We start from the raw sequence: 25,024 nt of genomic DNA, 5'->3' as shown, positions 1-25,024 counted from the left end.
CCGTGACCAGGCTATTCTGCCGCCGTGGAGCTGCGGCGAATCCAGTACTTCGTCGCCGTCGCGGAGGAGGCACACTTCGGGCGCGCCGCGGAGCGGCTGCAGATGGCGCAGCCGCCGCTGTCCCAGCAGATCAAGGCGCTCGAGGCCGAGATGGGCGTGACGCTGTTCCGGCGCACCACCCGCAAGGTCGAGATCACGCCGGCGGGCGAGCGGTTCCTGAAGCGGGCGCGAGAGATCCTCGCCGCGGTCGACGACGCGGTGACCGAGGCCGAGCAGGTCGCCCGCGGCCTGCTCGGCCGGATCGCCATCGGGTTCACCGGATCGGCGACCTACGACCTGCTCCCGTCGCTGGTCCGGGTCCTGCGGGCGGACCTGCCCGGCATCGAGCTCGACGTCTACGGCGAGATGCTCACGCCGCGCCAGGTGCTCGCGCTGGAGGACGGCACGCTGGATCTCGCGCTGCTGCGTCCTCCCGTCCGCAGCTCCGCGATCGACGTGCGCATCCTGCGCCGCGAGCCGTTGATCGCCGTCCTGCCCGCCCAGCACCCGTTGGCGGACAAGGGGCCCGTGCGGCTCGCCGACCTGGCCGACGACACGTTCATCACCTACCCGTCCCACAACCGGTCCGTCGTGTACGAGGCGGTGATCGACGCGTGCCAGCACGCCGGGTTCGTCCCCGCCGCGATGCACGAGGTCGCCGAGACCTCGACCCTGGTCTCGTTCGTCGCGGCCGGGCTCGGCGTCGCGCTCGTCCCGGCCTCCGTTCGGCACCTGCAGATCACCGGGGCGTGCTATCTGCCGCTCGCCGGCACGACCCGGGAGGTGGAGCTGGCTCTCGCGACGCGTGTGAACGAGCCGTCCCCGCTCGTGGCCCGCGTCCCCGCCCGTGCGGAGGCCTTCATCGGCGGTGGCCGGAAGGTGAAGACCCCGCGTCATTGAGATGACAGGGGTCTCAGTGGGGACGATTTCTGTATTTCCCACGACCGAGTCCGTCGACGAGACTCGGGTCACGGTCCGGTCGTCGAGGACCGACACGCCTCGGAGGATCACCGACATGCCTGTCCCCCATCTCGCCGCCCCGGTCGAGGGTGAGTCGACGTGACGCCGTTCATGCACAGCGTCCAGGCGCTCCTCGCCGGCGAACCGGCGCCGGCCACCGGCACGGAGCAGAGCCTGCCCGCGCCGGTGCCGATCGCGACCGACACCCAGGTCATCGTCCGCTCGCTCGCCGAGCAGCTCGTGTCCGAGGCGAACGCGGTGCTGCGCGCACACGGCGACGTCATCAGCCTCGACGACGAGGTGGGCCCCGGGGAGCTTGCGTTCACGCTGGGATACCGGGATCGTGCCGCCCGCGTGCAGACGGTCATGTCCGGCCGTTCGGCCCTGGTCAGCCTCATGGTGACGGGTCGGCAGGACGAACAGCCGCGTCGGCTGGCCGGTGAGGACGAGCTCCGGTCGCTGCTGCTCAACCTGATCGCGCCGGCCTGACCCCCGGTCGCGGCGAACCGCCCGTACCTCATCCGAACCGACAGGAGCCACCCGTGCAGTACGAGTTGCGCTACCAGGTCATCGAAGCCAAGCGCCAGAGCTATCAGAACGTCATCGACCGCTTCGGTGACCAACCGGCGACCCGCTACCAGGAGGCGACGCTCGACGTCGAGCCTCGGGAGAACTTCCACTACCGCCCGACCTGGGCGCAGGACCGCGAGCTGTACGACCCGCGGTACTCGGCGCTGCGGCTGACGGATCCCTACACGTATGCGGACCCGCGCGGCTTCTTCTACACCCCGTACGTGACCAACCGGGCCGGGCTGCACGACGAGTTCGGCAAGACCCTGTCCTACCTCGAGGACCGCGAGCTGCTGGTCACGCTCCCCGAGGCATGGCGCAGCGTGCTCGGGTCGGTGGTGATCCCGTTGCGCCACTACGAGTCCGGCTGCCAGCTCGTCTCCGTCACCGGCGCCCGCTTCGCCCACGGCACCTCACTCGCACAGTGCTGCACCTTCGCCGCGTTCGACCGCATCGGCAACGCGCAGATGCTCTCCCGGGTCGGCATCGCCGTCGCCGGCGGTGTCGGTGACGTGCTCACCACGGCCAAGCAGGAATGGCTCGACGGTGCGCACCTGCAGCCGCTGCGGCGCCTCGTCGAGGAGATCATGGTCGCCGACGACTGGGCGGAGGGCCTGCTGGCGATCGACCACGTCGATTCCCTGCTCTTCCCGGCGATGTACTCGGGTCTCGACGAGAAGGCACTCCTCGGCGGCGCCGGCGCCTACAGCCTGGTCGCCCAGTACCTCACGACCTGGTTCGCCGACCAGCGCCGCTGGCTGGACGCGCTGGTCGCCGCATGGCGGGGCGACCCCGAGCACGGACCGTCGAACACCGAACACCTCGACCGCATCGCCGCCACCTGGAGGCCGCGCGCCGAGGAGGCGGTCGGCGCACTGTCCGCCGTCGTCGCGGACCGTCTGGACGGGGTCGCGGCATGACCTCCACGCTGCGCCAGGTCGGCATCGACATCCAGGACGCCGAGGAGAACCGGCCGCTGGTCGACGCGATCAGGGCCGACAACCCGGAACTGACCATCCGCCACCTGCCCGGGCTGCTCAAGCTGCAGGCCGCGGGCCGCATCGTCGTCAACCGGGAGACGGTCGAGGCACAGCTCGGCCGCGAGTGGGACACCGGTGAGTTCCAGCTGGCGATCGTGTCCTACGCCGGCAACTTCTCCGAGTGGGACGACGACCAGATCATCGTGAGTTGGGAGCACTGACATGACCCAGGCGAAACCCCGCGCGAAGAAGCTGCCGCTCAAGGAGCGCTACGCCCTGCTGACCCGCGACCTCGACTGGGAGCCCAGCTACGTCGAGCGCGAGAAGCTCTTCCCCTACACCTCGTACGAGGGGATCAAGATCCACGACTGGGACGGCTGGCAGGACCCGTTCCGACTGACCGTCGACGCCTACTACAAGTACCAGGCGGAGAAGGACAAGCGCCTCTACGCGGTCCTGGACGGCTTCGCCCAGAGCCAGGGCCACCTCGGCCTCGCCGACGCCTCGTACCTGAACGCGATCAAACTGTTCATCCAGGGCGTCACGCCGCTGGAGTACGCGGCGCACCGTCACTTCGCGTACCTCGCGCGCTATCTCGAGGGCCCGGCCCCGCGCTTCGCCGCGCTCTGCCAGAGCATCGACGAGCTGCGCCACTGCCAGACCCAGATCCACACGATCAGCAACTACAACAAGTACTACGGCGGTTTCCACAGCTGGTCGAAGATGCACGACCGGGTCTGGTACCTGTCCGTGCCGAAGTCCCTGTTCGACGACGCGATGAGCGCGGGGCCCTTCGAGTTCCTGATCTCCATCTCGTTCAGCTTCGAGTACCTGCTGACGAACCTGCTCTTCGTGCCCTTCATGAGCGGTGCCAGTTTCAACGGCGACATGCCGACGATGTCGTTCGGGTTCTCGGCGCAGTCCGACGAGAGCCGGCACATGACGCTGGGCCTCGAGGCGATCAAGTTCCTGCTCGAGCAGGACGAGGGCAACGTCCCGATCATCCAGGCCTGGATCGACAAGTGGTTCTGGCGGGCGTACCGCATGTCGGCGCTGGTCGCGGCGATGATGGACTACATGCTCCCGAAGCCGGTCATGAGCTGGAAGGAGGCCTTCGAGCTCTACTTCGAGGACCAGATGCTCGGCGGGCTCTTCCCCGACCTGGAGTACTACGGCATCAGGCCGCCGCGGCACGTCGAGGACGCCATCGCGGAGAAGGACCACCTGTCCCACCAGGTGTACAAGATCCTGCACAACTTCAGCTTCGCGGCGGCGTTCACCACCCAGACGCCCGGCGTGGAGCACTCGGCCTGGCTGTCCGAGCAGTACCCGGGCACCTTCGACGAGCTCTACAAGCCGGTGTGGGACAAGCACGCCCGCACCGAGGCCGCGGGTGGCCGGATCTTCTTCCAGGGCCTGCCGCAGCTCTGCCAGGTCTGCCAGATCCCTATGGTCTTCACCGAGCCGGACGACCCGACGTCGACCTCCTTCCGCACGAGCAGCTTCCGGAGCGAGACCTTCCACACCTGCTCCGACGGCTGCAAGTGGATCTTCGACCGCGAGCCGGAGAAGTTCGTCCAGGCGTGGCTGCCCGTCCACCAGATCTACCAGGGCAACTGCGGCGGGCCGAGCGTGCCGGAGGTGCTCGACTGGTACGGCATCCAGGAGGGCGACAACGGCGAGTACAAGGGCTCGCCGGACCAGAGGTCGTGGGCCGAGTGGCACTCCGGCGCACCGAAGCAGGGGAGCTGACCATGGCCGTCAAGGCGCTCTACGACTACGAGTTCCCGTCCGCCGACCGCGCCGAGAACTTCGGCGACGACCAGCTCGTCTACGTGCACTGGGACGGCAATCCGCTGTTCTGCTCTGCCGCGTGCTTCCGCGTGCCGAAGGCCATGCCGTTCGGCGAGTTCGTGGCCGGCGTCGTCGCACCGTGGGCCGGCTCCGACCCCGACTTCGACGCCGCCGCCGTCGCCGGGTGGCGGCTGTTCGACGAGCCGCTGCAGCCGGCCGACGACGCGTCGCTCGCCGACCTCGGCATCGGGCACAAGGCGTTGCTGCACTTCTCGGCCTGAGGAGTCGTCATGGAGACCTACACCGTCACCGTCGAACCCATCGGCGCCGAGATCGAGTGCCGCGAGGACCAGACCGTCCTCGACGCGTGCCTGCGCGAGGGGATCTGGCTGCCGCACGCCTGCACGCACGGCACCTGCGGCACCTGCAAGGCGCAGGTCCTCGACGGCGAGCTCGACCTCGGCGACGCCTCCCCCTACGCCCTCCTCGACAGCGAGCGGGACGAGGGCGCGGCCCTGTTGTGCGTCGCGACGCCGCGCAGCGACGTGACGATCGAGGGCGAGGTGGACGTCGAGGCAGGGGTCGAGGTCCACCCCGTGCGCGACTACACGGGCACGGTCGTGGGGCTCGAGGACATCGCCCCCACCGTTCGACGGGTCCGTCTGGAGCTGGATCGGCCCATTCCGTTCAACCCGGGGCAGTACGTGCAGCTCAGCACCCCGGCCGGGGAGACGCGCCCGTACTCGCTCGCCGTCGCGCCCGCCGACGCGACGACGATCGAGCTGCACGTCAAGCGCTCACCCGACGGAGCGGCGACCGAGGGCTGGATCTTCAAGGACCTCGCGGTCGGCGACGCCGTTCCGGTGTCCGGGCCCTACGGCCAGTTCTTCCTGCGCCCCGCCCGCGACGAGCCCATCCTCATGCTGGCGGGTGGCACGGGCCTGGCGCCGATGAAGGCGATGCTCCGGCACATCGAGGACCTCGACAGCGGCCACGAGGTGGTCCTCTACCACGGCGTTCCCACGGCGGCCGATCTCTACGAGCACGAGTGGCTGCAGGAGTTCGCCGCCGCGCACGGGTGGTTCACCTACCGGCCCGCCTTGTCCCAGGAGGAGTTCGAGGGGCGCACGGGGCGGGTCCCCGCGATGCTCGCCGAGGACTACCCGCGGGCGTCGGGCAACGTCGCCTACATCTGCGGCAGCCCGGCGTTCGTGCGCGACACGATGAAGGCCCTCATGAAGGCGCGGCTCTTCCCCCGCGACATCTACCGCGAGGACTTCTTCGACTCCGCCGACCGGGCAGCGGGGTCCACCGTCGTCCGGAGTCCGCTCATCCGACGCTGACCCGTCCGGGTCGGGAAGGCACGTCATGAAGATCAGCAGGGTCGAGGCGGTCCCCTTCGCGATCCCCTACCGCAAGCCGCTGCGGTTCGCGTCGGGGTCGGTCTCGGACGCCGAGCACGTCCTGGTGCGGGTTCACACCGACGACGGACTGGTCGGCACCGCGGAGGCGCCGCCACGGCCGTTCACCTACGGCGAGACGCAGGAGTCGATCGTCGCGATCGTGACGACCGTCTTCGCCCCGCAGATCGTCGGCCTGTCCCCCCTCGATCGCGAGCAGGTTCGCGTTCGCCTGGACCGGACCGTCGGCAACCCCACGGCCAAGGCCGCCATCGACATGGCGCTGTGGGACATCGTGGGACAGGCGCTCGGCGTCCCGGTGACGGACCTGCTCGGCGGGTTCGGCGACCGGATGCGCGTCGCGCACATGGTCGGGTTCGCGGAGCCGGCCGAGATGGTCGCCGAGGCGGGCCGGATGCAGGAGCAGTACGGCATCGCGACCTTCAAGGTCAAGGTCGGACGCCGCCCGATCGGCCTCGACGTGGCGGCCTGCCGCGCACTGCGTGAGGCCATGCCGGAGGCCGAGATCTACATCGACGGGAACCGGGGCTGGACCCCGGTCGAGTCCGCACGCGCGCTGCGGGCGCTGGCCGACCTCGACCTGCAGTTCGCCGAGGAGCTGTGCCCCGCCGACGACGTACTGGGCCGCCGGTGGCTGGTGACGCAGAGCTCCGTCCCGATCTTCGCCGACGAGAGCGCGCCGACCGCCGGGGACGTCACCCGCGAGCTGCTCGGCGGCTCCGCCACCGGCATCAGCATCAAGACGGCGCGCACGGGGTTCACCGGCTCGCACCGCATCCTCGCCCAGTGCGAGGGCCTCGGGGTCGAGGTCGTGCTCGGCAACCAGATCGACGGGCAGATCGGGTCGCTCTGCTCGCTCGCGTTCGGCGCCGCCTTCGAGGGCACCTCGCGCCGGGCGGGTGAGCTGTCGAACTTCCTCGACATGAGCGACGACCTGCTCGCCGAACCGCTGGAGATCCGCAACGGGACCGTGCGGGTGCGGCAGGCGCCCGGGCTCGGCATCGAGATCGACGAGGACAAGCTCCGCCACTACCGGACCGACGCCCGCTGACCCCGGACGAACAACGAGGTCTCGACGAAGGGAACAGCATGACCACCACCACCCCGTCCCCCACCGCGGCCGGATCGGGCGCCAACGCGTCCGAGGCGTTCCGGGCGAGCTCCGAGCGTCGTGGTCCCGCCGCGACGAGCCAGGAACGGACCGACCGCGTCGTCCGGCGCGTCCTCGAGGCGATCCATCAGGTCGTGCGCGAGGAGGAGGTGACCTACCCCGAGTTCCAGGCCGCGAAGCGGTGGCTGATGGACGTCGGCGAGGGCGGCGAATGGCCGCTGTTCCTCGACGTCTTCGTCGAGCACGAGATCGAGAAGGTCGCCGCCCGGACCCAGCGAGGAACCGTCGGCACCATCGAGGGCCCGTACTACCTGCCCGGCCAGACCCGGCTGCCCGCGGTGGCGACGCTCCCGATGCGCGCGGGCGAGAAGGGCGACAAGCTCGTGTTCAGCGGGCAGGTCCGCGACCTCGACGGCCATCCCCTCCCGGGCGCCGAGATCGACTTCTGGCAGGCCGACGCGGACGGCTACTACTCCGGCTTCGCGCCGCACCTGCCGGACGGCAATCTGCGTGCCGTGGTCGTCGCCGACGACGAGGGCCGGTTCGAGATCAGCTCGATCAAGCCCGCTCCGTACCAGATCCCGACGGACGGACCCACCGGTGCGCTGATCTCGGCCGCCGGCTGGCACCCGTGGCGGCCCGCCCACCTGCACCTGATGGTGCGCGCCGACGGGTACCGCCAGATCACCACGCAGCTGTACTTCACGGGCGGCGAATGGCTCGACGACGACGTCGCGACCGCGACGAAGGACGAGCTCGTCCTCGACCCCACGCCCACTGCCGAGGGCTGGGCCGTCGAGTACGACTTCGTGCTCGAGCGCGCCTGACCGCCCGGGTCCGGCTCCGGCCGCCGGAGCCGGACCCAGGGCCTCCGTGCCACAGCGGGCGGGCGACGTGGGTCGCCTGCCCTCCCGAGAGGACACCTCGCATGCTCTTCCACGTCACGATGGATGTCGCGATCCCCCGTGACCTCGCCCCGGAGGTGAGGGCCGATCTCGTCGCCCGGGAGCGGGCGTACTGCCAGGACCTGCAGAAACAGGGCACCTGGGTCCACATCTGGCGGGTCGTGGGCCGGTACTCGAACGTCAGCGTGTTCGACGTGGGCTCCTCCGACGAGCTGCACGACATCCTCTGGAACCTGCCGCTGTTCCCTTTCATGACGATCGCGGTGACGGCGCTGTGCCCGCACCCCTCCGCGCTGTAGGCCGCTGCGCAAGATCGGCCGGAACCCTGGGGTCAGCCGGGCAGGAGCAAGGAGCTGGTCGGGTTGCCGACAGGATCATGGGTGTTCAGCGGGATGTTCACCGCGACGGCGGCGTACGCGCTCACGCGCATCGACGAGCTCATCGTGGACCTGACCCCCAGGACCGGTTCACCAGCACCGCGGCCATGCTCGAGACGGCGGTCGAGATTCGCGGTCGCGCCGCAGCCGCCGGTCTCGTCGCCTGACGGACCCGCGGTCGACCCGCCGGCCGGGGACAAGCGCGCGTCAGGTGCGGTAGCGGCGGGCGTAGCGGGCGGCGGCCGCCGCCCGCTCGTCGGCGCCGGCGTCGTCGCGGACCCGTTGCGCGGTGCCCGGTGGGTAGCCCGCCTTCTGCACCCTGTGCTCGACGGATCCGTCGGCGGTGTACAGCACGTACTGGAGGGCGACGAGCCAGCCGAGCAGGGTGGCCAGTGCCCTGACCCAGAGCGGCCCGGGAACCAGGAGCAGGACCGGCACCGTGATCAGCCCGAGCTGGACACAGGCGCGGGCGAAGTGGCGGAGCTGCCACGTGGGGCGGGTCGCGTCGTACAGGACCCACTCGCGGTGGCGGGCGGGCAGGGATCCGCCGAGCGCGTACCACAGCCATCGCACCGGGCTCGGACGCTGCACCGTCGTCATGGTCGGGCTCGTCTCCTGCCGTCCTCGCCGCGGATCGCCGCGGGTCTCGCGGACGAACACGTCGTCACGGTCCAGCCTATCTCGTTGCCGAGTTTCGAAGTTGCCACGATGTGCAAGCATCGACCGTCGCGTCAGAGGTCGTTGCCCGCGTAGGAGAGGTTGAAGCTCTTGTTGACCAGCGGGAAGTCGGGAACGATCGTGTCCGCGAGGGCGACGGGCAGCGCGGGCCAGTTGAAGAAGCTCGGGTCGACGATCTTGAGCCGGCGCAGCGTGCCGTCGTCGGCCAGCTCGACGCGGTGCGTGATGGTGCCGCGCCAGCCCTCGACGATGCCCACACCCGAACGGCCCGAACCGGGTCGGTCGCGCGGGTCCACGCGGTGGTCCGGGCCGTCGAGCCGTTCGGCGAGGGCGGCGATCGTCGCGACGGCGAGGTCGATCTCCTCGCGTCGCACCTGAAAGCGCGCGAGCACGTCGCCGCCGGTGCAGCTGTACTCGGCCCGCGGCAGTTCGTCCAGGAGCACGGGGTGGTCGTGGCGGGCGTCGACGGCGAGGCCGCTGGCCCGCGCGACGTAGCCGAGGGTGCCGAGCTCGGCGGCCTGGTCGCGGGTCAGGACCGCGGTCCCGGCGAACCGGTCGTGCACGACGCTGTGCCCGAGCGCGAGGTCGGCGATCTCCGCGACGTCGGCGGCCACCCGGGCGAGCACAGCGGGATCGGGCAGTGCGACGACGGCCGCGCCCCCGGGAACGACCGCGCCACGCAGCAGGCGGTGTCCGGTGACCTGGTCGTTGAGCCGCAACAGTCGTTCCCGGACGCGCTGGGCGTGTGCGTTGAGGACGCCGTGGCCGACGTCGTTGCACAGCGCCCCGAGGTCGTTGACGTGGTTGTAGAGGCGCTCCAGCTCCAGCAGCACCGCACGCAGCCGGTGGGCCTGGGGTCCGACGTCGATGCCCAGGGCGTCCTCGATCGCCTGGCAGAACGCGACCCCGTGCCCCACGGTGGTGTCCCCGCTCGCCCGCTGCGCGATCTCGAGCGCATCGGCGGGACAGCGGCCCTCGACCAGCTTCTCGAGCCCACGGTGGACGAACCACAGCCGGGCCTTGAGCTTGAGGATCGTCTCGCCGACCACCGAGAACCGGAAGTGTCCCGGCTCGATCATGCCGGCGTGCACCGGCCCGACCGGGATCTCATAGACGCCGGGCCCCTCCACCGGGCGGAACGGGTAGGGCCCGTCGGGGTCGCCGAACGCCGGGGCCGGACCGGCGTCGGAGAGCATCGGATACCAGCCGCGAGGCCAGTGGAAGTGCCGGACGAGCCTGCGCGGCAACGGGTGGCCGACCGGTTCGATGCCGAACAGGTCCCGCAGCTCGCGTTCGAACCGGCCCGCCGGGAACGAGAGCGCGGCCAGGCTCGGGAGCGCGGGCCGGCCGGGGTCGAGGTGGACGTGCAGCTCGGTGCGCAGGTCGGCGCCGGGCTGCACGAACAGATGGACCGTGCGCAGCCCGCCGCCGGACGGCCGGTCGTCGTGTCCGGCGACGAGGGCCAGCCGGGCGCCGCCGGCGAGCAGTGCGGCGGCGCGCTCGGGCAACGCGTCGGCGGGCACCGTCGAGACGATCCGGCCTGCGCCGGTACCGATGGGCGTCGTCATGGTGCTCCGGTGAGGGTGCGCGCGGCGTGGGTGATCAGTTCGGCGAGCGGGCCCGCGGTCACGCCGAGCACGGCGGCGGCGAGGAGGCCGGCGGCCATGGCGACGGCGGTCGACCGCGGCAGCCGCCGGGGCGCGGCCGCCGCCCCGGGGCCGTCCGGTGCGGGGCCCAGCAGCATCCGTCCGGTGTGCCGCAGCATCGCCGCACCGATCACGACGACGAGCCCGAGCGCGACGACGACCGCCCAGCCGGCGGCGGGACCGTCGCCGGCCAGGCCGGCCCGCACTATCGCGAACTCGCTGGCGAACAGGCTGAACGGGGGCAGCCCGAGCAGGGCCAGGACCGCGAGGCCCGTTGCTGCCGCCAGGCCGGGCTGGGTCGCGACGAGCCCGCGGACGCGGTCGATCCGGCTGGTCCCGGTGAGCTGCGCGATCCGGCCGGCGCCGACGAACGCGACGCTCTTGACCAGCCCGTGGCCGAGCACGTGCAGCAGCACCGCCGCGGTCGCGGCCGCCCCGCCGATGCCGGCGCCGAGGGCCAGCAGGCCCATGTGCTCGATGCTGGAGTAGGCGAGCATCCGCTTGTAGTCGCGCTGGGCCAGCAGCAGCGAGGCCGCGACGGCGAGCGAGACGAGCGCGGCGCCGAGCAGCAGGGCCCGGACGAACCCGGGGCCGAGCGCGGCGTCGGCGATCACCTTGACCCGCAGGATCGCGGAGAACGACACGGCCAGCAGGACGCCGGACATGAGCGCCGACACCGGGGCGGGCGCCTGGCTGTGCGCGTCGGGCAGCCAGGCGTGCAGCGGCGCGAGCCCGGCCTTCGCCCCGAAGCCGAGCACGAGCAGGACGACCGCGATCCGGGTGACGCCGGGGTCGAGGCCGGGGGCCGCGGTGACGAGGCCGGCCCAGTCCAGCCCGTGCCCGCCGGTCCCGGGGGGCGCGTGCGCGGCCGCGTGGTTGAGCAGCACGAGTCCCAGCAGGGCCAGCGCGATGCCCGTCGAGCAGATGACGACGTACTTCCAGGCCGCCTCCACCGCCCCCCGGGTGCGGCCCTGGCCGACGAGGAAGGCCGTGACGATCGTGGTCGCCTCGACCGCGACCCACAGCACGCCGAGGTCCGCGGCCAGCACGGCGATCGCCATCGCGGCCAGGAACGCGTGCACGAGCACGCCCTGGCGCCGGGCCGTGCTCGGCGCGAGCCGGCCGGCGTCGACCTCCGCGGCGACGTGGGCGGGCGCCGCGATGGCGGCGACCATCGCCACCGCGCCGATCACGACCAGCATGAACGCACTGAGCGCGTCGACGCGCAGCCCGGCGACCTCGACGGGACCGCCGGCGACGACATGCGCCCCGAGGCCGGCTGCGACCGCCAGCACGGCGGCCGCGCAGCCGATGCCCGCGGCAGCGGCCGTGCGGCGGCCGGCGACGGCGCAGCCGGCCGCGGTCAGCGCCGGGACCGCGATCGGCGCGATCGCGAGCGCGGCGAGCGTGGGTGTCGTCATCGGTCCCGCAGCTCCCGCAGCTCGCCGAGGTCGACATCGCCGAAGGTGTCGCGGATCCGCCCGGCGAGCACCTGCAGCACGAGCACCGCCAGCAGCACGTCCAGCGCAACCCCGACCTCGACGACGAGCCCGATGCCCGACGTGGTGAGGAACCCGGCGGCCGTGATCCCGTTGTCCACCAGGAGGAACCCGACGAGCTGGGAGATCGTGTGCCGGCGGGTGACGAGGACGAGCAGCCCGATCAGGACCACCGCGACGGCCACCGGGACCGCCCGCGTGGCGGGCGACTCCCCGAGCTCGACGAGCGGGACCGAGACGGAGAACGCCAGCAGCACGAGCGCCGCGACGGCCAGCAGCGACGCGGTGACGTTGACCACCGGCCGGACCTCGCGCCGGGCCGGTCCCGCCCCGGCGAGCGCGCGGCGCAGCAGCCACGGCAGCAGCCCCCCGCGCACCGCGAGGACCCCGATCGTGACGAGCCCCAGCTCCACCGAGCGCTGCGCCCAGGCCAGCACACCGACCAGGGCACCGAGCGCCAGCCCGTGCGCGGTGAAGATCCGCAGGATCGTCGGCAGGTCGCGCCGCCAGACCACCAGCACGGCGGTGAGCAGCAGCGCGCCGGCCGCGACGTCGAGCAGCGCTGCGGCGGGTGGGCTCATGACGACGGGCTCCATTCCGGTGTGTCCTCCACTGGCGTCGGTCCGGTCAGCCGAGGACGTAGGCGGTGGTGACGGCGAGCAGGGCCAGCAGGAACGACCCGGCCAGCAGCTCCGGCACCCGGAACAGCCGCAGCTTGGCCAGGAACACCTCGAGCGCGGCCAGCCCGGCGCCCACGACCCCGACCTTGACGACCAGCGCGACGACACCGAGGGCCAGCGCGAGCGGGGTCGCGGTGGTGGCGATCCCCCAGGGCACGAACAGCGAGGTGAACAGGCCGAGATAGACCGACAGCCGCATCGCCGAGCCCAGCTCGACGAGCGCGAGGTCCGGGCCCGCGTACTCCAGGACCATCGCCTCGTGGATCATCGTCAGCTCGAGGTGCGTCGACGGGTTGTCCACCGGCAGCCGTCCGGTCTCGGCGACGATCACGGCCGCCAGCGCGACCGCCGCGAGCAGGCTCGCCGGTGAGATGAGCCGCTGCGGGTCGTCGAGGGCGGTGCCGACGATCGTCGGCAGGCTGGTCGACCCCGTGGGGACGGACAGCGCGAAGATCGCGACGAGGGCGGTCGGCTCGACGAGCGCGAGGACGGTCACCTCCCGGCTCGCGCCCATCCCGCCGAACGCGGTCCCGCTGTCCAGCCCGGCGAGCGCGATCACGACCGTGGCGTGGGCGAGCAGCGCGACGACGACGAACAGGTCCGCGACGGGCGGCACCGCGGACGCGGTGGTGACCAGTGGGGCCACGACCGCGACGACCAGCGTCATGGCCACCAGCAGCACCGGCGCGACCCGGAAGACCTCCGTCGTGCCACGCGGCGAGATGGACTGCTTGCGCACCAGTTTCCGCAGGTCACGCCAGGGTTGGCCGACGCCCGGCCCGGCGCGGCCCTCCAGCCGCGCCCGGACCTGGCGCATCAGACCCAGCAGCAGCGGCGCACCGCCGACGATCACCACCGCCTGCAGCACGCCACCGGCGACCCCGAGGGCGCTCACCGGGTCACCACGAGCCACGCGAGCAGGCCGCACAGGGTGACGAACCCGTAGCCGAGGTAGCGGTGCACGCTCCCGGTCGCCAGGCCGCGCCCGGCCCGCCCCCACGCCGTGGCCGCGTCCAGGAGCGGGGTGTAGAGCCGACGTTCGACCCGGTCGGGCAGCTCGCGCCGGTAGGACACCGCGGCGACCAGGTAGCGCGACTCCTCGTGGTGGCTGACGTCGACGTCCTGCTCCGGGGCCAGCACGTCGTCGAACACGCGCTGCAGCGGCTCGGCGAACGACGTCGCCGTGTACTCCATGCGCGCCGAGAGCGGCCCTGCCCCGCAGTCCCACAGCCGCGCCCGCCTGCGGTCCCGGCGACGAGCCAGCAGCCGGAGCGCACCCACGACCGCCGCCGCGGCGGCGATCAGCGTCACGACCAGCAGCACCGGCGACAACACACCGCTCACCCCGACGAGCTCGATCGCGACCGTTCCGCTCACCGCCGGCACGGCGTGCACGACACCCCCTGCGACCTCGGCCAACGTCGGGAGCACGAGGGTCGGGCAGACCGCCGCGGCGACACAGGCCAGGCCCGCCAGCACCATCGCGGTCAGCGCCGCCGGGCCGCTCTCGGCCGCGGCTGCCGCACCGGCGCCACGCGGCCTGCCGAGGAACCCGATTCCGAAGGCCTTCACGAAGGTCGCGACGGCGAGCCCGGCGGTCAGCGCGATCGCCGCGACCCCGAGCGGCAGCACCACCGCGGGCACCACGCCGGGCGCGGGGAGCCCGTGGATCAGGGCCTGCAGCAGCAGCCACTCGCTGACGAACGCCGCGCCTGGCGGCAGTGCCGACGCCGCCAGCGCGCCGACGCCGAACGCCGCCGTCGTCACCGGCATCCGGCTGCGCAGCCCGCCGAGCGCGTCGAGATCGCGCGTGCCGGTCGCGTGCAGGACCGATCCGGCGGACAGGAACAGCACCGTCTTGAACGCCGCGTGCGTCATGACGTGCAGCAGCGCCGCGGTCAGCGCCAGGCCGGCGAGCGCGCGGCTCCCGGCGGCGGCGAACATCCCGCACGCACCGACGCCGACCAGGACGAGGCCCATGTTCTCGGTCGTCGAGTAACCGAGCAGCCGCTTGAGGTCGCTGCCGACCGCGGCCTGCAGGATGCCGTACACCGCCGAGACCGCGCCGAGCACGAGCACCGTCACCCACCACCACGACGGGCCTCCCCCGAGCAGGTCGACCCCGACCCGGACGATCCCGTAGACGCCGAGGTTGACCATCGCCGCCGACATCAGCGCCGACACATGGCTCGGTGCCTCGGGATGGGCTCGCGGCAGCCACGGGTGCAGCGGCACCATGCCGGCCTTCGAGCCGAACCCGGCCAGGCAGGCCAGGAACGCCGGACTCGCCGCCGCGGGCGACAACCCGCTCGCGGCCGCCCGGATCGCGGCGAACGAGCCGTCGCCGGCCGCGCCGGCCGCGACCAGCAACCCGACCATGATCGCCACGAACCCCGCGTGCGTCATGACGGCGTACCAGAGCCCCGCCGACGCCACCGCGGGGCGCTCCCGGTGCTCGGCCACCACGAGCACGAGCGACGTCAGCGCCATCAGCTCCCAGCAGTACAGCAGCGTGCCGACGCTGCCCGCGGCCGGGACCAGCAGCAACGACGCGACGAACGCGGGCAGCGCAGCCTGCACGCCGGGCCCGTCGAGACCGTGCCGCGCGGCCCCGATCGCATATGTCCCGGCGGCAATCGCCACGACGCCACCGACAGCGAGGAACACCCCCGACAACGAATCGACGTCGAGCTCCAGACCGATCAGCGGAAGCAGATCGGGGCGCGCGACCGACCAGGTCGTGCCGGTCGTCGCGACCACGCCCGCGACCGTCCCGAGCAGCCCTGCCGCGACCACACCGACGCCGGTCACGGCCGGCCGGTGGCGGCGCGGAACCGCCAGGGCCGCCACCGTCGCGGCCAGTGCGACGACGACCGCCGACACCAGTCCCCAGCCCACCGCGTTCATCGGGCCACCGTGCTCACCGGCCGGTGCACAGCCGTAGCGCGGCCACGATCGTCTCCGGGCGAGGCGGACAGCCGACGACCTCCAGATCGACCGGGACGACATCGGCGACCGCGCCGACGACGCCGTACGCCTCGGCGAAGACCCCGCAGTTGCGCGCGCAGTCGCCCACCGCGACGACGACCTTCGGCTCGCCGACCGCCTCATAGGTGCGGCGCAGCGGTTCGACCATGTTCCGGGTCACCGCGCCGGTGACGACCAGCGCGTCGGCGTGCCGGGGCGAGGCGACCAGCCGCGCGCCGTACCGCTCCGCGTCGTACACCGGCCCGAACGCCGCGCCGATCTCCAGCTCACAGCCGTTGCACGACCCCGCGTCGACGTGGCGGACCTGCACCGAGCCGGCCAGCTCGGCGGCCACCGCGGGACCCGCGGGCACGGGAGGTGCGGGTGCGGGCTCGGCGGCCCGCCCGAGCCGGCGGATCGCCCGCCACAGGCTCAGCACCGGACCACCCCGGCCCGGGCGGGGATCAGGCCAGCCGCAGCTCCTCGAGCAGCTCCGCCTGCCCCGACAGGACACCGGACAGGATCGCCCGCGCGACGGCGAGCAGCTCCGACACCTCCGGACCCGTCAGCGAGTAGAACACCGACGAGCCCTCCTTGCGCGTGCGGACCAGACCTGCCCGGCGTAGCACGGCGAGCTGCTGCGAGAGGTTCGCCGGCTCGACGGCGATCTCGGCCAGCAGCTCCGACACGGCGTGCTCGCGCACGCTCAACAGCTCCAGCACCCGGATCCGCACCGGGTGGCCGAGCGTCTTGAAGAACTCCGCCTTCGCCTGATACAGCGGCGTGCTCATCAACGCCCACCCCCTTCGGCGTCCCATCTTCACACGCGCTCATCAGTTGCAGACATTAGCAACTGCGTAAGTCTTTGCGTCCGGGGACCCGGCTGCACGCCCGAGGGCGACGCCGGGCTCGTGCGACAGCACCCGGACAGAGCGGGCTCCCGCGCCCTTCGGTGCGCCCGCGAGCGGTGCGCGCGACGTCGCCGCGCCGACCGACGGACACCACTCCGGCGCCATGGAACGGAGTCGCGCGACCACGGACGCGATCACCCGCCGCCGTCACGGGATCGGTATCGGAGTGATTCCCACCTTTGCGATCCGCACGTTGGACAGGTTCCGGAAATTGATCGTCGTCTGGGTCACGTCGAGAGTCGGAACTCCCAGCGTGCCGCCGCCGTCGAGACTCAGTCCGCCCCGCTGGTCGGCATCGGTGGCAAGGATCCAGCCGGCCACCGCTCCGCCGCCCGCGGCCCGGTAGAGCCCGGCGTCCCCCGTCACCGCGCTACCGGTCACCGGCGCGGCCCGGCCGTCGGCGAGGGTGAGCGTGCCGGTCATCGTCGAGTCGGTCAGCTCGAGCTGGAGCTGACCGGCCGGCTGGCTCGCGTCGACCGTCGTGCCGTCGGACGGGACGTTGAACCAGGCCTGGATGGTCGGCGCCGCCGGCGACGAGCCGGGGACCCCGTTACAGACGTACGCCAGCGCCCGGGAGCCGTCGACGACGACGGCGACGAAGGCGTCGGTCCCGCCCGCCGTCCCCACGAAGGTCTTCGACGCGGCGGGGCTCGCCGTGGGCGGCGCCGCCGGGGCCTGCGGCATCGCCGTCTGCGGCAAGGTGCTGGGTCGCTCGCTGTTCGTGCAACCGACGAGAAGAAGCACACCCGCAACGGCGAGCAGTACCGATCCGAACCACCGGACATTCCTGCAGTCGGTCGACATGCCCGGTGAGTATGGACCCGGCCCCGCCGCTCGATCCAGCAGAAAGGGACGTTCGACCCGGGAAAAGGCCCCCGATGGGCCTCGACGCGTACGGGAAGAACCAACGGGCGTTCGGCCGCTGATCGGCGAGCGGTGTGCGCGGTGGTCTCAGGGGAGCCGACCGGTCAGCGTGCACGCGCGCTCCCGCAGCCGGTCCGTCGGCCCGGCGTCCGCGTCGGTGAGCAGGGTGAGCAGGCGCAGCGGCACCCCCGTCGACGACGACGCGGCAGGACCTGACCCGGTGTCGACCCGGCCGGCCCGACGTCGGCCGAGGGGCCGCGATCCGTGCCGTGACCGGTGCCGCTCCGGCTGCCCCGGGCGGGGGTCAGACGGTCGTCAGCGCCGCCGCGGCGAACGAGACGTTGAACCGGTCGCACCAGATGCTCAGGCTCGGCAGTGCGGCGAGGTCGACGTCGGACGGAACCGGGTAGTTGGAGGCTGCCACGTGCGCGACGGCGAGGTGCTCGTCGACAAGGCCGATCTCGTCGAGTACCGGGGCATGCGGCCCGAACGCGCGGTCACGTCGACCTCCTCCGCGCCCTCTTCGCCGACCTCCCGGACCAGGTGAACCTGACCTGCTTCCTGGACTGCTGCCACTCGGCCACCGCGACGCGCCGGGCCTACCTCCGGCACGTCGACGAGCCACCGCCGGAACCAGGCAGGCCGCGGTTCATCCTCGCCGACGCCGCGCTGGAGGCGGCGCACCGCGCGTTCCGCCAGCGCACGGGCGCCACCCCGGCCGGCCGGTCGACCAGGGGCACGGAGGCGATGCGGGAGATAACCTTCAGCGCCTGCCTGCAGAGCGAGCTGGCGTTCGAGACCGGTGGTCGCGGGGACTACTCGCGCATCGCCGTGCCGCTGCTGGACACCGCCCAGGGCACGAACCAGCAGTTCCAGGAGCAGGTCCTCGCGGCTTTCGGACGCAACCCGCGGCAGACGCCGTTCCTCGACAGTGCCCCGTCGGCGGCGTCCCGACCGTTGCTCGCCCCCCGCGGCACCCCGGAACCAGCACCGGACGGCACGGCCGACCGCGGCACCGGGTCACGCGCGGCGACCGTGCTGCGTGCCGTCGCCGACCTGCTCGACTGACCGCTGTCGCCCCGACGCAGCGCCCAGTGCTCCTGTGCCGCCGGCGGACCGGCGGACCCGGGGCCCGGCCGATCGACCGACGCCGCCCTCCCCCACGCGCTCCGTCGCTCGCCCGACATCGCGGACGCCGGGTTCGCGACATGGTGGTCCTGCGCCGGAATCCCGGCGCCGACCATCGAAACGGAGGGCAACCAAATGCGCACCAGTCTTCTCGCGGCCGTCGGAGCCGCGGTCGCCGTGGCAGGCCTCGTCGGGTTCGCCGGGACCGCGGCTGCCGCGGAGGCGGGGCATCCCGCCTACATCAAGGCACCCGCGACGGCCTACCAGCACGCCGACAACCGGTCCGCGCCGATCTTCACCAACCTCAAGCCCGGGCAGCAGGTCACCGCGCTCTGCTTCACCGAGGGGCAGACCGTCGACGGCAACCACAACTGGTTCCGGATCAGCCTGACTCCCGACCCGCAGGGCTCGACCGGGTTCGTGCACCGCGACGCGATCAGTGTCAGCACCCCCGACCTGCGTCACTGCTGACGCCACGGCCTCGTCTGCTCCACGCGGCTCGCCGCGGACGTCGGAGCCGGGCGCAACCCCACGGTCGGCGCCGGCCCGATCCGGAGCAGTGGGGTTGCGCCCGGGGTCAGGGCGTGCCCGGGCGAGCGCGGCAGCGTGGCGCCGGAGCCCGGCCGACGGCTCCGCGACCGGGTCAGCCGGCCGGTCGATCGAGGTGCCGCGGCTGGGGCGCGTACTGCACGCCGCCCCAGGCCGCGCGCGCACCGCTGTCGCCGATGCGCACGACCTGCACGGCCGACACCACCGCGAACACGACGACGAGCACCGCGAGGACGACGACCCCGACGCGCGCCTGCCCGTCGCGGATGCGGGGCGCGGCCATCGTGCCCGGTCCGGCGTGCCGGGCGGTCGCGGTGTCGCGGTCCGTCGTCCGGCGGCGCAGGTGGTCGAGCAGGACGAGCCCCGCGACGAACAGCAGCAGCGGGGCGACGAAGACCAGCAGCTCGTCACCGAGCTGCGTGTGGGTCTCCATCGCCGCCGTGCGCGGGAGGTTGTGCTCGAGGCCCTCCCCGGTGCTGGTGGCGACCGGGATCGCCAGCGTCGCGAGGGCCGTCAGGGCGACCACCGGCCACCCCCACCGCGGCCGGATCCGGGGCCACGCCGCGACGAGCACCGAGCCGATGACGGCGGCCGGCACCAGCACCACCACCGCGTGCACCACCAGCGGATGCAGGGGGAGTCCGAACATGAACGTGGGCAACGGCGCGGCCTTCCACAACGGCGGTCACGAGACGACGTCGATCGTGGCGGCGAATTCTCAGAGGTTCCTTGGAGCCACGGGCAGGGTGAGCCGGAACGTCGCGCCCCGGCCCGCGGTGTCGACGAGCGCGACGCGCCCGTCGTGCGCCGCCGCGATCTCGGCGACCAGGGCCAGCCCGAGGCCGTAGCGGCGCCTGCCGGCCTCGCCGGGCCGCGACGTCGTCGCGAACCGGTCGAAGAGCCGCGGCGCCAGAGCCGGGTCGACGCCCTCGCCGTCGTCGGTGACGTCGACGACCGCGGTGTGCCCCTCGACCCGGACGGTCATGGTCACGACCCGCGCGGCGTGGCGCACCGCGTTGTCCGCGAGCGCGGTGAGCGCGCGGCGGAGTGCGGCGGCCGACCCCGTCGTGTGCACGGGGTCACCCACGTCGAGTCCGAGATCGATCCCACGGTCGGTGGCGTCGGCCTCGGCGGCGGCCACCACGTCGCGGCACAGGTCGGTCAGGTCGACGACCTCGCGGGGCCGGGCGCCGACCGGGTCGGCGGCGAGCAGCAGGTCCTCGAGGATCGCGGTCAGCCGGCCGGCGTCGGTCACGACCCCTTCGACCTCGGCGACCACCTCGGGGTCGGCGCCGGGATCGCGACGCAGCCGCCGGCGCAGCAGCTGCGCCCGGGTGCCCAGCAAGGTCAGCGGCGTGCGGAGCTCGTGGCCGGCGTCGGCGACGAACCGCCGCTGCAACGACAGCGCGGCCGACAACGGCGCGAGTGCCCGGTGGCCCAGCCAGGTCCCCGCCGCGCCCGCCACGAGCAGGCCCGCGAGGCCGGTCGCGAACATGGTGGCGAGCAGCCGGTTCCGCTCGGCGTGGTTGACGGTCAGGTCGAGGATCGCCTGCACGGTGGTCCCGTCGCTGCGCAGCTCGGTGGCGACCTCGTACTGGACGTGGTCGACGCTGCGTTCGACGGTCGGCGGGGAGCCGCCCGCGGCCGCGTCGGCGACGGCTCCGAGATCGGCGACGCCGGCGTGCAGGCCCGGGGTGACGGTGACCGCTCCGGTCCGGTCGCGCAGGACGAGGTACATCCCGTCGGGCGGGTCGGCGACGTCGTCGGCCCTGACGATCGCCCGCTGCAGCTGGGTGGCGACCTGCGCGCGTTGCGCACCGAGCAGCACGACGACCGCGACCGCCGTCAGCGCGACGACGATCAGCCCGGCGATGACGGCGGCCTGCACGCCGAGCCGGACCGCGGCCCGTCGCGCCAGCAGGGCCTCCCCCGCCGGCCGGGGCCTCATCCCACCGGTCCGTCGACGCCGGGAGCGGCCGGGACGCCGACCCGGTAGCCGCGCCCGCGCACCGTCTCGACGACGCCGCGCCCGAGCTTGCGCCGCAGGTAGTGCACGTAGGTGTCGACGACGACGGGGTTCTCGGCCTCGGGGAACGCCAGCGCGAGCAGGTCGTCGCGACCGAACACCTGACGCGGCCGCGAGGCCAGCGTCGCGAGCAGGGCGCACTCGCGTTCCGACAGCGCGACCCGGCTCCCACCGACGACGACGTCGCGCGCGTCCAGGTCGAGCCGGGCCTCGCCGATCGGGAGCACCCGTGCCGCGTCGAGATGCCGACGGCGCAGCGCGCGCAGGCGGGCCAGCAGCTCGTCGATGTCGAAGGGTTTCGTGAGGTAGTCCTCGGCGCCCGCGTCCAGCCCCGCGACCCGGTCGGCCGGATTGCCCAGGGCCGAGAGGACGAGCACCGGCGTCGTCACCCCGCTGCGCCGCAGCCGGCCCAGCAGGTCGAGCCCCTCGAGGGCGGGCAGTCCCCGGTCGAGCACCGCGACGTCGTAGCTGCGGGTCAGCCCGTAGTGCAGTCCGGTGTGCCCGTCGGCGGCGACGTCGACGAGGTAGCCCTCCTCGCGGAACAACCCGGCCAGCATCGCGGCCAGCTCACCCTCGTCCTCCACGAGCAGCACCCGCGGTCGCGCGGTCACGGGTGCCCCGGGGTGCGCGGACCCCGGGACGGCGGATCCGGACGGCGCGTTCATGGACGCCATCATGACGAACGGCGCAACGCCGTGCCCCGACACCACCCGCCGCGGGACGATTTGTCCGCGCTGCTCCACGTGGGTGTCCCACTCCCCAGGAATCTCCAAGAACGCGGGGGTTGAGTGGGTGCCGTGACGGATTCGCAACGGGGACGCGCCGCCGCCCGCGACCGCGCCCTGCAACGGGCTTCCACCGCGACCGGCTGGATCGCGGTCGGCGGCATCGCGGCGACGGCGCTGGCAGCGGTCGTGTTCTCGCAGGCCCCGGCCGCGGCCACCACCGACACCGCGACCACTGCCCCGCCCGCTCTGACCGGGCAGGTCCCGGACGATGACGGTGGCCCAGGCGAGGGCGGCCCGGCCGCGGCGGACCCGCCGGGCACGAACCCCGCCGTCCCGAACCGGTCGCACCACTCGTCGGGCCGACAGGGACTGCAGGCGCCGGCGACGCCGGTGGTCCCCGTCGCGCCGCAGGGCGGACATCACGTCTCGTCGGGTGCGTCGTGACCGCCACCGTCGTCGGGCCGGAGGTCTCGGAGTCCTTCCCCGCGATCGGCACGACCGCCACGGTCGTCGTGACCGACGGGGCCGCACTCCGCACGGCGGTCGCGATGCTGCGCGCGGAGCTCGACGAGCTCGACCGGTCCTGCTCCCGGTTCCGGGTCGACTCCGAGATCCGCGGGGTCGAGCGGCGGGCCGGGACGGCGGTCCCCGTCGGCGACACCCTCGCCCTGCACCTCGACGCGGCGCTACGGGCCGCGTCGCTCACCGACGGCCTGCTGGATCCGACGGTCGGGACCTGCATGGATGCCCTCGGCTACGACCGCGACATCGCCGACGTGGCCGACTCCGACACCGCCGCCGCCCCGGTGCCCGCACCGGGTTGGTGGCGGGTCGGCTGGAACGTCACCGACCGGACCGTGCTGGTCCCCCGCGGGACCGGCATCGACCTCGGCTCGACGGCGAAGGCACTCGCCGCCGACCGGTCCGCGGCGGCGATCGCGGACCGCACCGGCTGCGGAGTGCTGGTGAGCCTGGGCGGAGACGTGGCCGTCGCCGGGCCGCCCCCGGCGACCGGGTGGCGGATCCGGATCGGCGAGGACCACGCCGCGCGCGGTCCGGGGCCTGTGGTCGCGATCGCCTCCGGCGGGCTGGCGACGTCGGGGACGACCCGCCGACGCTGGCGGCGCGGCGACCTCCGCTGTCACCACATCGTCGACCCACGGACGGGCCTTCCGACCGCGGGCGGTTGGCGGACCGTCAGCGTCGCCGCCAGGACGTGCCTGGAGGCGAACACCGCGGCCACCGCGGCGATCGTGGCGGGGCACGAGGGTTGCCACTGGTTGTCGCAGGCGAACCTGCCCGCGCGGCTCGTCGCCGACGACGGGCAGCTCGTGGTACTGGGCGGCTGGCCGGCCGATCTCGACGCACGCTGATGTGGACCTGGTACGCGAGCCGTGCTGCGGGCCTCGTCGTGCTCGTGCTGCTCACCACGACGCTGCTGCTCGGCATCTCCGGGGTCGCCCGCGCGGCCACGACACGCTGGCCCCGGTTCGCGCTGGGCCGCCTGCACCGCAACGTCTCGCTGCTCGCGATCGTGTTCCTCGCGGTGCACGTGGCCACCGCGGTACTCGACGGCTACGTCCCGATCCGGTGGCTCGACGTCGTGCTCCCCTTCACCTCCGCATACGAGCCGTTCTGGCTCGGGCTGGGCGCGGTGGCCTTCGACCTCCTCGCCGCGCTGGTCGTCACGAGCCTGCTGCGCGCCCGGCTGGGCCTGCGCGCGTGGAAGGCGGTCCACATGACCGCGTACGCGTGCTGGCCGCTCGCCGTCGCGCACGGGCTCGGCATCGGGGGAGCCGACTCGACCACCGGCTGGGTCCTCGTCCTCACCCTCGGTTGCGTCGCGGCGGCCACCGCCGGGCTGCTCTGGCGGGCGCTGATCTGGTCCGACGACTCCCGGGAGCCCACACGATGACGACCGCCCAGGACCTGTCGCACGCCCACCGGCTCCTGGCCTCGTGGTACGCCGACGGCGACCGCGACGACCTGGCGGCGCACCGGCGCCGCCACGGGTCCCTGCCGGTGCTCGACGTTGCCGGGCTCGCCGACCTCGTCGAGGTGGCCGGGCTGCGAGGGCGCGGCGGGGCGGGGTTCCCGACCGCAGTGAAGCTGCGCGCCGTCGCCGCGCGGGGTGTGCGCGCACGCCGGCGCGTCCCGGTCGTCGTCGCCAACGGGTGCGAGGGCGAGCCCGCCTCGCGCAAGGACGCCGTCCTGCTCCACCACTCCCCGCACCTCGTGCTCGACGGGCTCGCCGCCGCCGCGGACGCCCTCGGAGCCGACGACGCCATCCTCTGCGTGCACACCGGCGAGCCGGGCCTCGGGGATCTGCGGGCCGCGGTGGCCACCCGCGACGACCGGGTCCCCGCGCGGGTGGTCACCGTCCCCCGCCGCTACGTCGCGAGCGAGGAGTCCGCGCTGGTCGGGTACCTCTCGGGCCGGCCCGCGCTGCCGACGACCACGCCGCCGCGACCCGCCGAGCGCGGCGTCGCCGGCCGTCCGACGCTGGTCGACAACGTCGAGACACTCGCCCACCTCGCGCTGATCGCCCACCACGGACCGGACTGGTTCCGCCGCGCCGGGACGTCCGACCTGCCCGGCACGCTGCTCGTCACCACCGGTGGCGCACTCCGTGACCCCGGCGTCGACGAGGTTCCCGGCGGCACGACCGTGCAGGCGGTCCTCGAACTCGCCGGCGGTCCGGCCGAGCCCGTGCAGGCGATCCTGTCCGGCGGCTACGGCGGCGCGTGGCTCGGGATCGACGCGCTCGCCACCCCGCTCACCCACGAGGCGATGCGGTCCGCGGGATCGGCACTCGGCGTCCCGACGCTGCTCGCGCTGCCCACCCGCGTGTGCGGGCTGGGTCAGACCGCCCACCTGCTCGACCATCTCGCCGCCGAGTCCGCCGGGCAGTGCGGACCGTGCCGGTTCGGCCTGCCGGCGATCGCCCAGGACCTGCGGGCGATCGTGCACGGCTCTCCCGGCGCCCCCGACGCGCACGCCCGCCTCCAGCGCCGGCTGGGGACCGTCGACGGCCGTGGCGCCTGTGCACATCCGGACGGCTCCGTCCGGCTGGTGCGCAGCGCCCTCCGGGTCTTTCGGCACGACCTGCACGATCACCTGCGGGGCCTGCCGTGCGCGGGTGCGGCCGCACCGGCACTCTTCCCCCTGCCGGGCCGTGCCCGATGAGCGAT

Annotated in this window: 30 protein-coding genes; 17 read left to right on the top strand and 13 right to left on the bottom strand. The window is 73.4% G+C overall.

Annotation, left to right across the window (positions count from 1 at the left end):
• Positions 1 to 24 precede the first annotated feature (24 nt).
• From PSED_RS03960 to catC, 10 genes are all read left to right on the top strand, one after another.
• Positions 25 to 939 carry a LysR family transcriptional regulator gene (locus tag PSED_RS03960; RefSeq protein ID WP_013672972.1) on the top strand — a complete coding sequence of 305 codons (915 nt, stop codon included), beginning with the start codon at positions 25 to 27 and terminating at the stop codon, positions 937 to 939.
• A 159-nt stretch (positions 940 to 1,098) separates the two neighbouring features.
• The gene (locus tag PSED_RS03955) at positions 1,099 to 1,488 is read left to right on the top strand and encodes a hypothetical protein (protein ID WP_013672971.1); all 390 of its coding nucleotides are present in this window, start codon (positions 1,099 to 1,101) and stop codon (positions 1,486 to 1,488) included.
• Between the two features lie 53 nt (positions 1,489 to 1,541).
• Positions 1,542 to 2,489: a ferritin family protein gene (locus PSED_RS03950; RefSeq protein WP_013672970.1), complete on the top strand. Its 948-nt coding sequence runs from the start codon at positions 1,542 to 1,544 to the stop codon at positions 2,487 to 2,489.
• Positions 2,486 to 2,770: an MmoB/DmpM family protein gene (locus PSED_RS03945; protein WP_013672969.1), complete on the top strand. Its 285-nt coding sequence runs from the start codon at positions 2,486 to 2,488 to the stop codon at positions 2,768 to 2,770. Before PSED_RS03950 ends, PSED_RS03945 begins: the two co-directional genes overlap by 4 nt.
• 1 nt (position 2,771) lies before the next feature.
• Positions 2,772 to 4,301: a ferritin family protein gene (locus PSED_RS03940; RefSeq protein ID WP_013672968.1), complete on the top strand. Its 1,530-nt coding sequence runs from the start codon at positions 2,772 to 2,774 to the stop codon at positions 4,299 to 4,301.
• A 2-nt stretch (positions 4,302 to 4,303) separates the two neighbouring features.
• On the top strand, positions 4,304 to 4,624 hold the full coding sequence (locus PSED_RS03935) for a phenol hydroxylase subunit P4 (RefSeq protein ID WP_013672967.1): 321 nt from the start codon (positions 4,304 to 4,306) through the stop codon (positions 4,622 to 4,624).
• 9 nt (positions 4,625 to 4,633) lie between these two features.
• Entirely contained in the window at positions 4,634 to 5,686 is a 1,053-nt protein-coding gene (locus PSED_RS03930) for an NADH:ubiquinone reductase (Na(+)-transporting) subunit F (protein WP_013672966.1), read from the top strand.
• A gap of 25 nt (positions 5,687 to 5,711) precedes the next feature.
• Complete coding sequence (locus PSED_RS03925; protein WP_013672965.1) at positions 5,712 to 6,815, top strand: mandelate racemase/muconate lactonizing enzyme family protein; 1,104 nt, start codon at positions 5,712 to 5,714, stop codon at positions 6,813 to 6,815.
• Positions 6,816 to 6,853: 38 nt separating this feature from the next.
• Positions 6,854 to 7,702, top strand: coding sequence for a catechol 1,2-dioxygenase (gene catA / locus PSED_RS03920; protein WP_013672964.1), 849 nt, complete (start codon positions 6,854 to 6,856; stop codon positions 7,700 to 7,702).
• Between the two features lie 101 nt (positions 7,703 to 7,803).
• On the top strand, positions 7,804 to 8,079 hold the full coding sequence (gene catC, locus PSED_RS03915; RefSeq protein ID WP_013672963.1) for a muconolactone Delta-isomerase: 276 nt from the start codon (positions 7,804 to 7,806) through the stop codon (positions 8,077 to 8,079).
• A gap of 285 nt (positions 8,080 to 8,364) precedes the next feature.
• On the opposite strand, the gene PSED_RS03910 is transcribed toward catC, so the two are convergent.
• The 10 genes from PSED_RS03910 to PSED_RS03865 form a co-directional block, all read right to left on the bottom strand.
• Positions 8,365 to 8,757, bottom strand: a complete 393-nt coding sequence (locus PSED_RS03910; RefSeq protein WP_013672961.1) for a DUF5313 domain-containing protein — start codon at positions 8,755 to 8,757, stop codon at positions 8,365 to 8,367.
• Between the two features lie 131 nt (positions 8,758 to 8,888).
• Complete coding sequence (locus PSED_RS03905) at positions 8,889 to 10,403, bottom strand: hydrogenase large subunit (RefSeq protein ID WP_013672960.1); 1,515 nt, start codon at positions 10,401 to 10,403, stop codon at positions 8,889 to 8,891.
• A complete protein-coding gene (locus PSED_RS03900) occupies positions 10,400 to 11,902 on the bottom strand; it encodes a proton-conducting transporter transmembrane domain-containing protein (protein ID WP_013672959.1) in 1,503 nt (500 codons plus the stop codon). Before PSED_RS03900 ends, PSED_RS03905 begins: the two co-directional genes overlap by 4 nt.
• Positions 11,899 to 12,576: a hypothetical protein gene (locus PSED_RS03895; RefSeq protein WP_013672958.1), complete on the bottom strand. Its 678-nt coding sequence runs from the start codon at positions 12,574 to 12,576 to the stop codon at positions 11,899 to 11,901. Before PSED_RS03895 ends, PSED_RS03900 begins: the two co-directional genes overlap by 4 nt.
• A gap of 31 nt (positions 12,577 to 12,607) precedes the next feature.
• Positions 12,608 to 13,555, bottom strand: a complete 948-nt coding sequence (locus PSED_RS03890) for a respiratory chain complex I subunit 1 family protein (RefSeq protein ID WP_013672957.1) — start codon at positions 13,553 to 13,555, stop codon at positions 12,608 to 12,610.
• On the bottom strand, positions 13,552 to 15,567 hold the full coding sequence (locus tag PSED_RS03885; RefSeq protein WP_013672956.1) for a proton-conducting transporter transmembrane domain-containing protein: 2,016 nt from the start codon (positions 15,565 to 15,567) through the stop codon (positions 13,552 to 13,554). The genes PSED_RS03890 and PSED_RS03885 overlap by 4 nt, the downstream gene beginning before the upstream one ends.
• Positions 15,568 to 15,580: 13 nt before the next feature.
• Positions 15,581 to 16,066: an NADH-quinone oxidoreductase subunit B family protein gene (locus PSED_RS03880; protein ID WP_013672955.1), complete on the bottom strand. Its 486-nt coding sequence runs from the start codon at positions 16,064 to 16,066 to the stop codon at positions 15,581 to 15,583.
• A gap of 25 nt (positions 16,067 to 16,091) precedes the next feature.
• Positions 16,092 to 16,418, bottom strand: a complete 327-nt coding sequence (locus PSED_RS03875) for an ArsR/SmtB family transcription factor (protein WP_013672954.1) — start codon at positions 16,416 to 16,418, stop codon at positions 16,092 to 16,094.
• 267 nt (positions 16,419 to 16,685) lie between these two features.
• Entirely contained in the window at positions 16,686 to 17,222 is a 537-nt protein-coding gene (locus PSED_RS03870) for a hypothetical protein (RefSeq protein WP_013672953.1), read from the bottom strand.
• A 484-nt stretch (positions 17,223 to 17,706) separates the two neighbouring features.
• Positions 17,707 to 17,826, bottom strand: coding sequence for a DM13 domain-containing protein (locus tag PSED_RS03865; RefSeq protein WP_233899290.1), 120 nt, complete (start codon positions 17,824 to 17,826; stop codon positions 17,707 to 17,709).
• Here PSED_RS03865 and PSED_RS35260 point away from each other — a divergent pair, their 5' ends adjacent.
• From PSED_RS35260 to PSED_RS03855, 3 genes are all read left to right on the top strand, one after another.
• On the top strand, positions 17,827 to 17,949 hold the full coding sequence (locus PSED_RS35260) for a hypothetical protein (RefSeq protein WP_267939114.1): 123 nt from the start codon (positions 17,827 to 17,829) through the stop codon (positions 17,947 to 17,949).
• Positions 17,946 to 18,470 (top strand): hypothetical protein, encoded by a 525-nt coding sequence (locus PSED_RS03860; RefSeq protein WP_041759255.1) that lies wholly within the window; start codon positions 17,946 to 17,948, stop codon positions 18,468 to 18,470. The genes PSED_RS35260 and PSED_RS03860 overlap by 4 nt, the downstream gene beginning before the upstream one ends.
• Positions 18,471 to 18,665: 195 nt before the next feature.
• Positions 18,666 to 19,001, top strand: coding sequence for a hypothetical protein (locus PSED_RS03855; RefSeq protein WP_013672952.1), 336 nt, complete (start codon positions 18,666 to 18,668; stop codon positions 18,999 to 19,001).
• Positions 19,002 to 19,173: 172 nt separating this feature from the next.
• Here PSED_RS03855 and PSED_RS03850 read toward each other — a convergent pair whose 3' ends face one another.
• The 3 genes from PSED_RS03850 to PSED_RS03840 form a co-directional block, all read right to left on the bottom strand.
• Positions 19,174 to 19,728: a DUF2231 domain-containing protein gene (locus PSED_RS03850; RefSeq protein WP_013672951.1), complete on the bottom strand. Its 555-nt coding sequence runs from the start codon at positions 19,726 to 19,728 to the stop codon at positions 19,174 to 19,176.
• A gap of 69 nt (positions 19,729 to 19,797) precedes the next feature.
• Complete coding sequence (locus PSED_RS03845; protein ID WP_013672950.1) at positions 19,798 to 21,027, bottom strand: sensor histidine kinase; 1,230 nt, start codon at positions 21,025 to 21,027, stop codon at positions 19,798 to 19,800.
• Positions 21,024 to 21,698: a response regulator transcription factor gene (locus tag PSED_RS03840; protein ID WP_233899420.1), complete on the bottom strand. Its 675-nt coding sequence runs from the start codon at positions 21,696 to 21,698 to the stop codon at positions 21,024 to 21,026. The genes PSED_RS03845 and PSED_RS03840 overlap by 4 nt, the downstream gene beginning before the upstream one ends.
• 204 nt (positions 21,699 to 21,902) lie before the next feature.
• On the opposite strand from PSED_RS03840, the gene PSED_RS03835 reads away from it, so the two are divergent.
• Genes PSED_RS03835 through PSED_RS03820 form a run of 4 tightly spaced genes read left to right on the top strand, consistent with a single transcriptional unit; the run spans position 21,903 to position 25,019 of the window.
• Positions 21,903 to 22,277, top strand: a complete 375-nt coding sequence (locus tag PSED_RS03835) for a hypothetical protein (RefSeq protein WP_158511288.1) — start codon at positions 21,903 to 21,905, stop codon at positions 22,275 to 22,277.
• Positions 22,274 to 23,206 (top strand): FAD:protein FMN transferase, encoded by a 933-nt coding sequence (locus tag PSED_RS03830; protein ID WP_013672947.1) that lies wholly within the window; start codon positions 22,274 to 22,276, stop codon positions 23,204 to 23,206. The genes PSED_RS03835 and PSED_RS03830 overlap by 4 nt, the downstream gene beginning before the upstream one ends.
• Positions 23,206 to 23,748: a ferric reductase-like transmembrane domain-containing protein gene (locus PSED_RS03825; RefSeq protein WP_013672946.1), complete on the top strand. Its 543-nt coding sequence runs from the start codon at positions 23,206 to 23,208 to the stop codon at positions 23,746 to 23,748. Before PSED_RS03830 ends, PSED_RS03825 begins: the two co-directional genes overlap by 1 nt.
• On the top strand, positions 23,745 to 25,019 hold the full coding sequence (locus PSED_RS03820) for an NADH-ubiquinone oxidoreductase-F iron-sulfur binding region domain-containing protein (RefSeq protein WP_013672945.1): 1,275 nt from the start codon (positions 23,745 to 23,747) through the stop codon (positions 25,017 to 25,019). The genes PSED_RS03825 and PSED_RS03820 overlap by 4 nt, the downstream gene beginning before the upstream one ends.
• Positions 25,020 to 25,024: the final 5 nt, after the last annotated feature.

The sequence above is a fragment of the Pseudonocardia benzenivorans CB1190 genome (assembly GCF_000196675.2).
Classification (GTDB): domain Bacteria; phylum Actinomycetota; class Actinomycetes; order Mycobacteriales; family Pseudonocardiaceae; genus Pseudonocardia; species Pseudonocardia benzenivorans.
The sequence above is the reverse complement of the archived record's forward strand: the minus strand, read 5'-3'. Positions and strand labels throughout refer to the sequence as shown.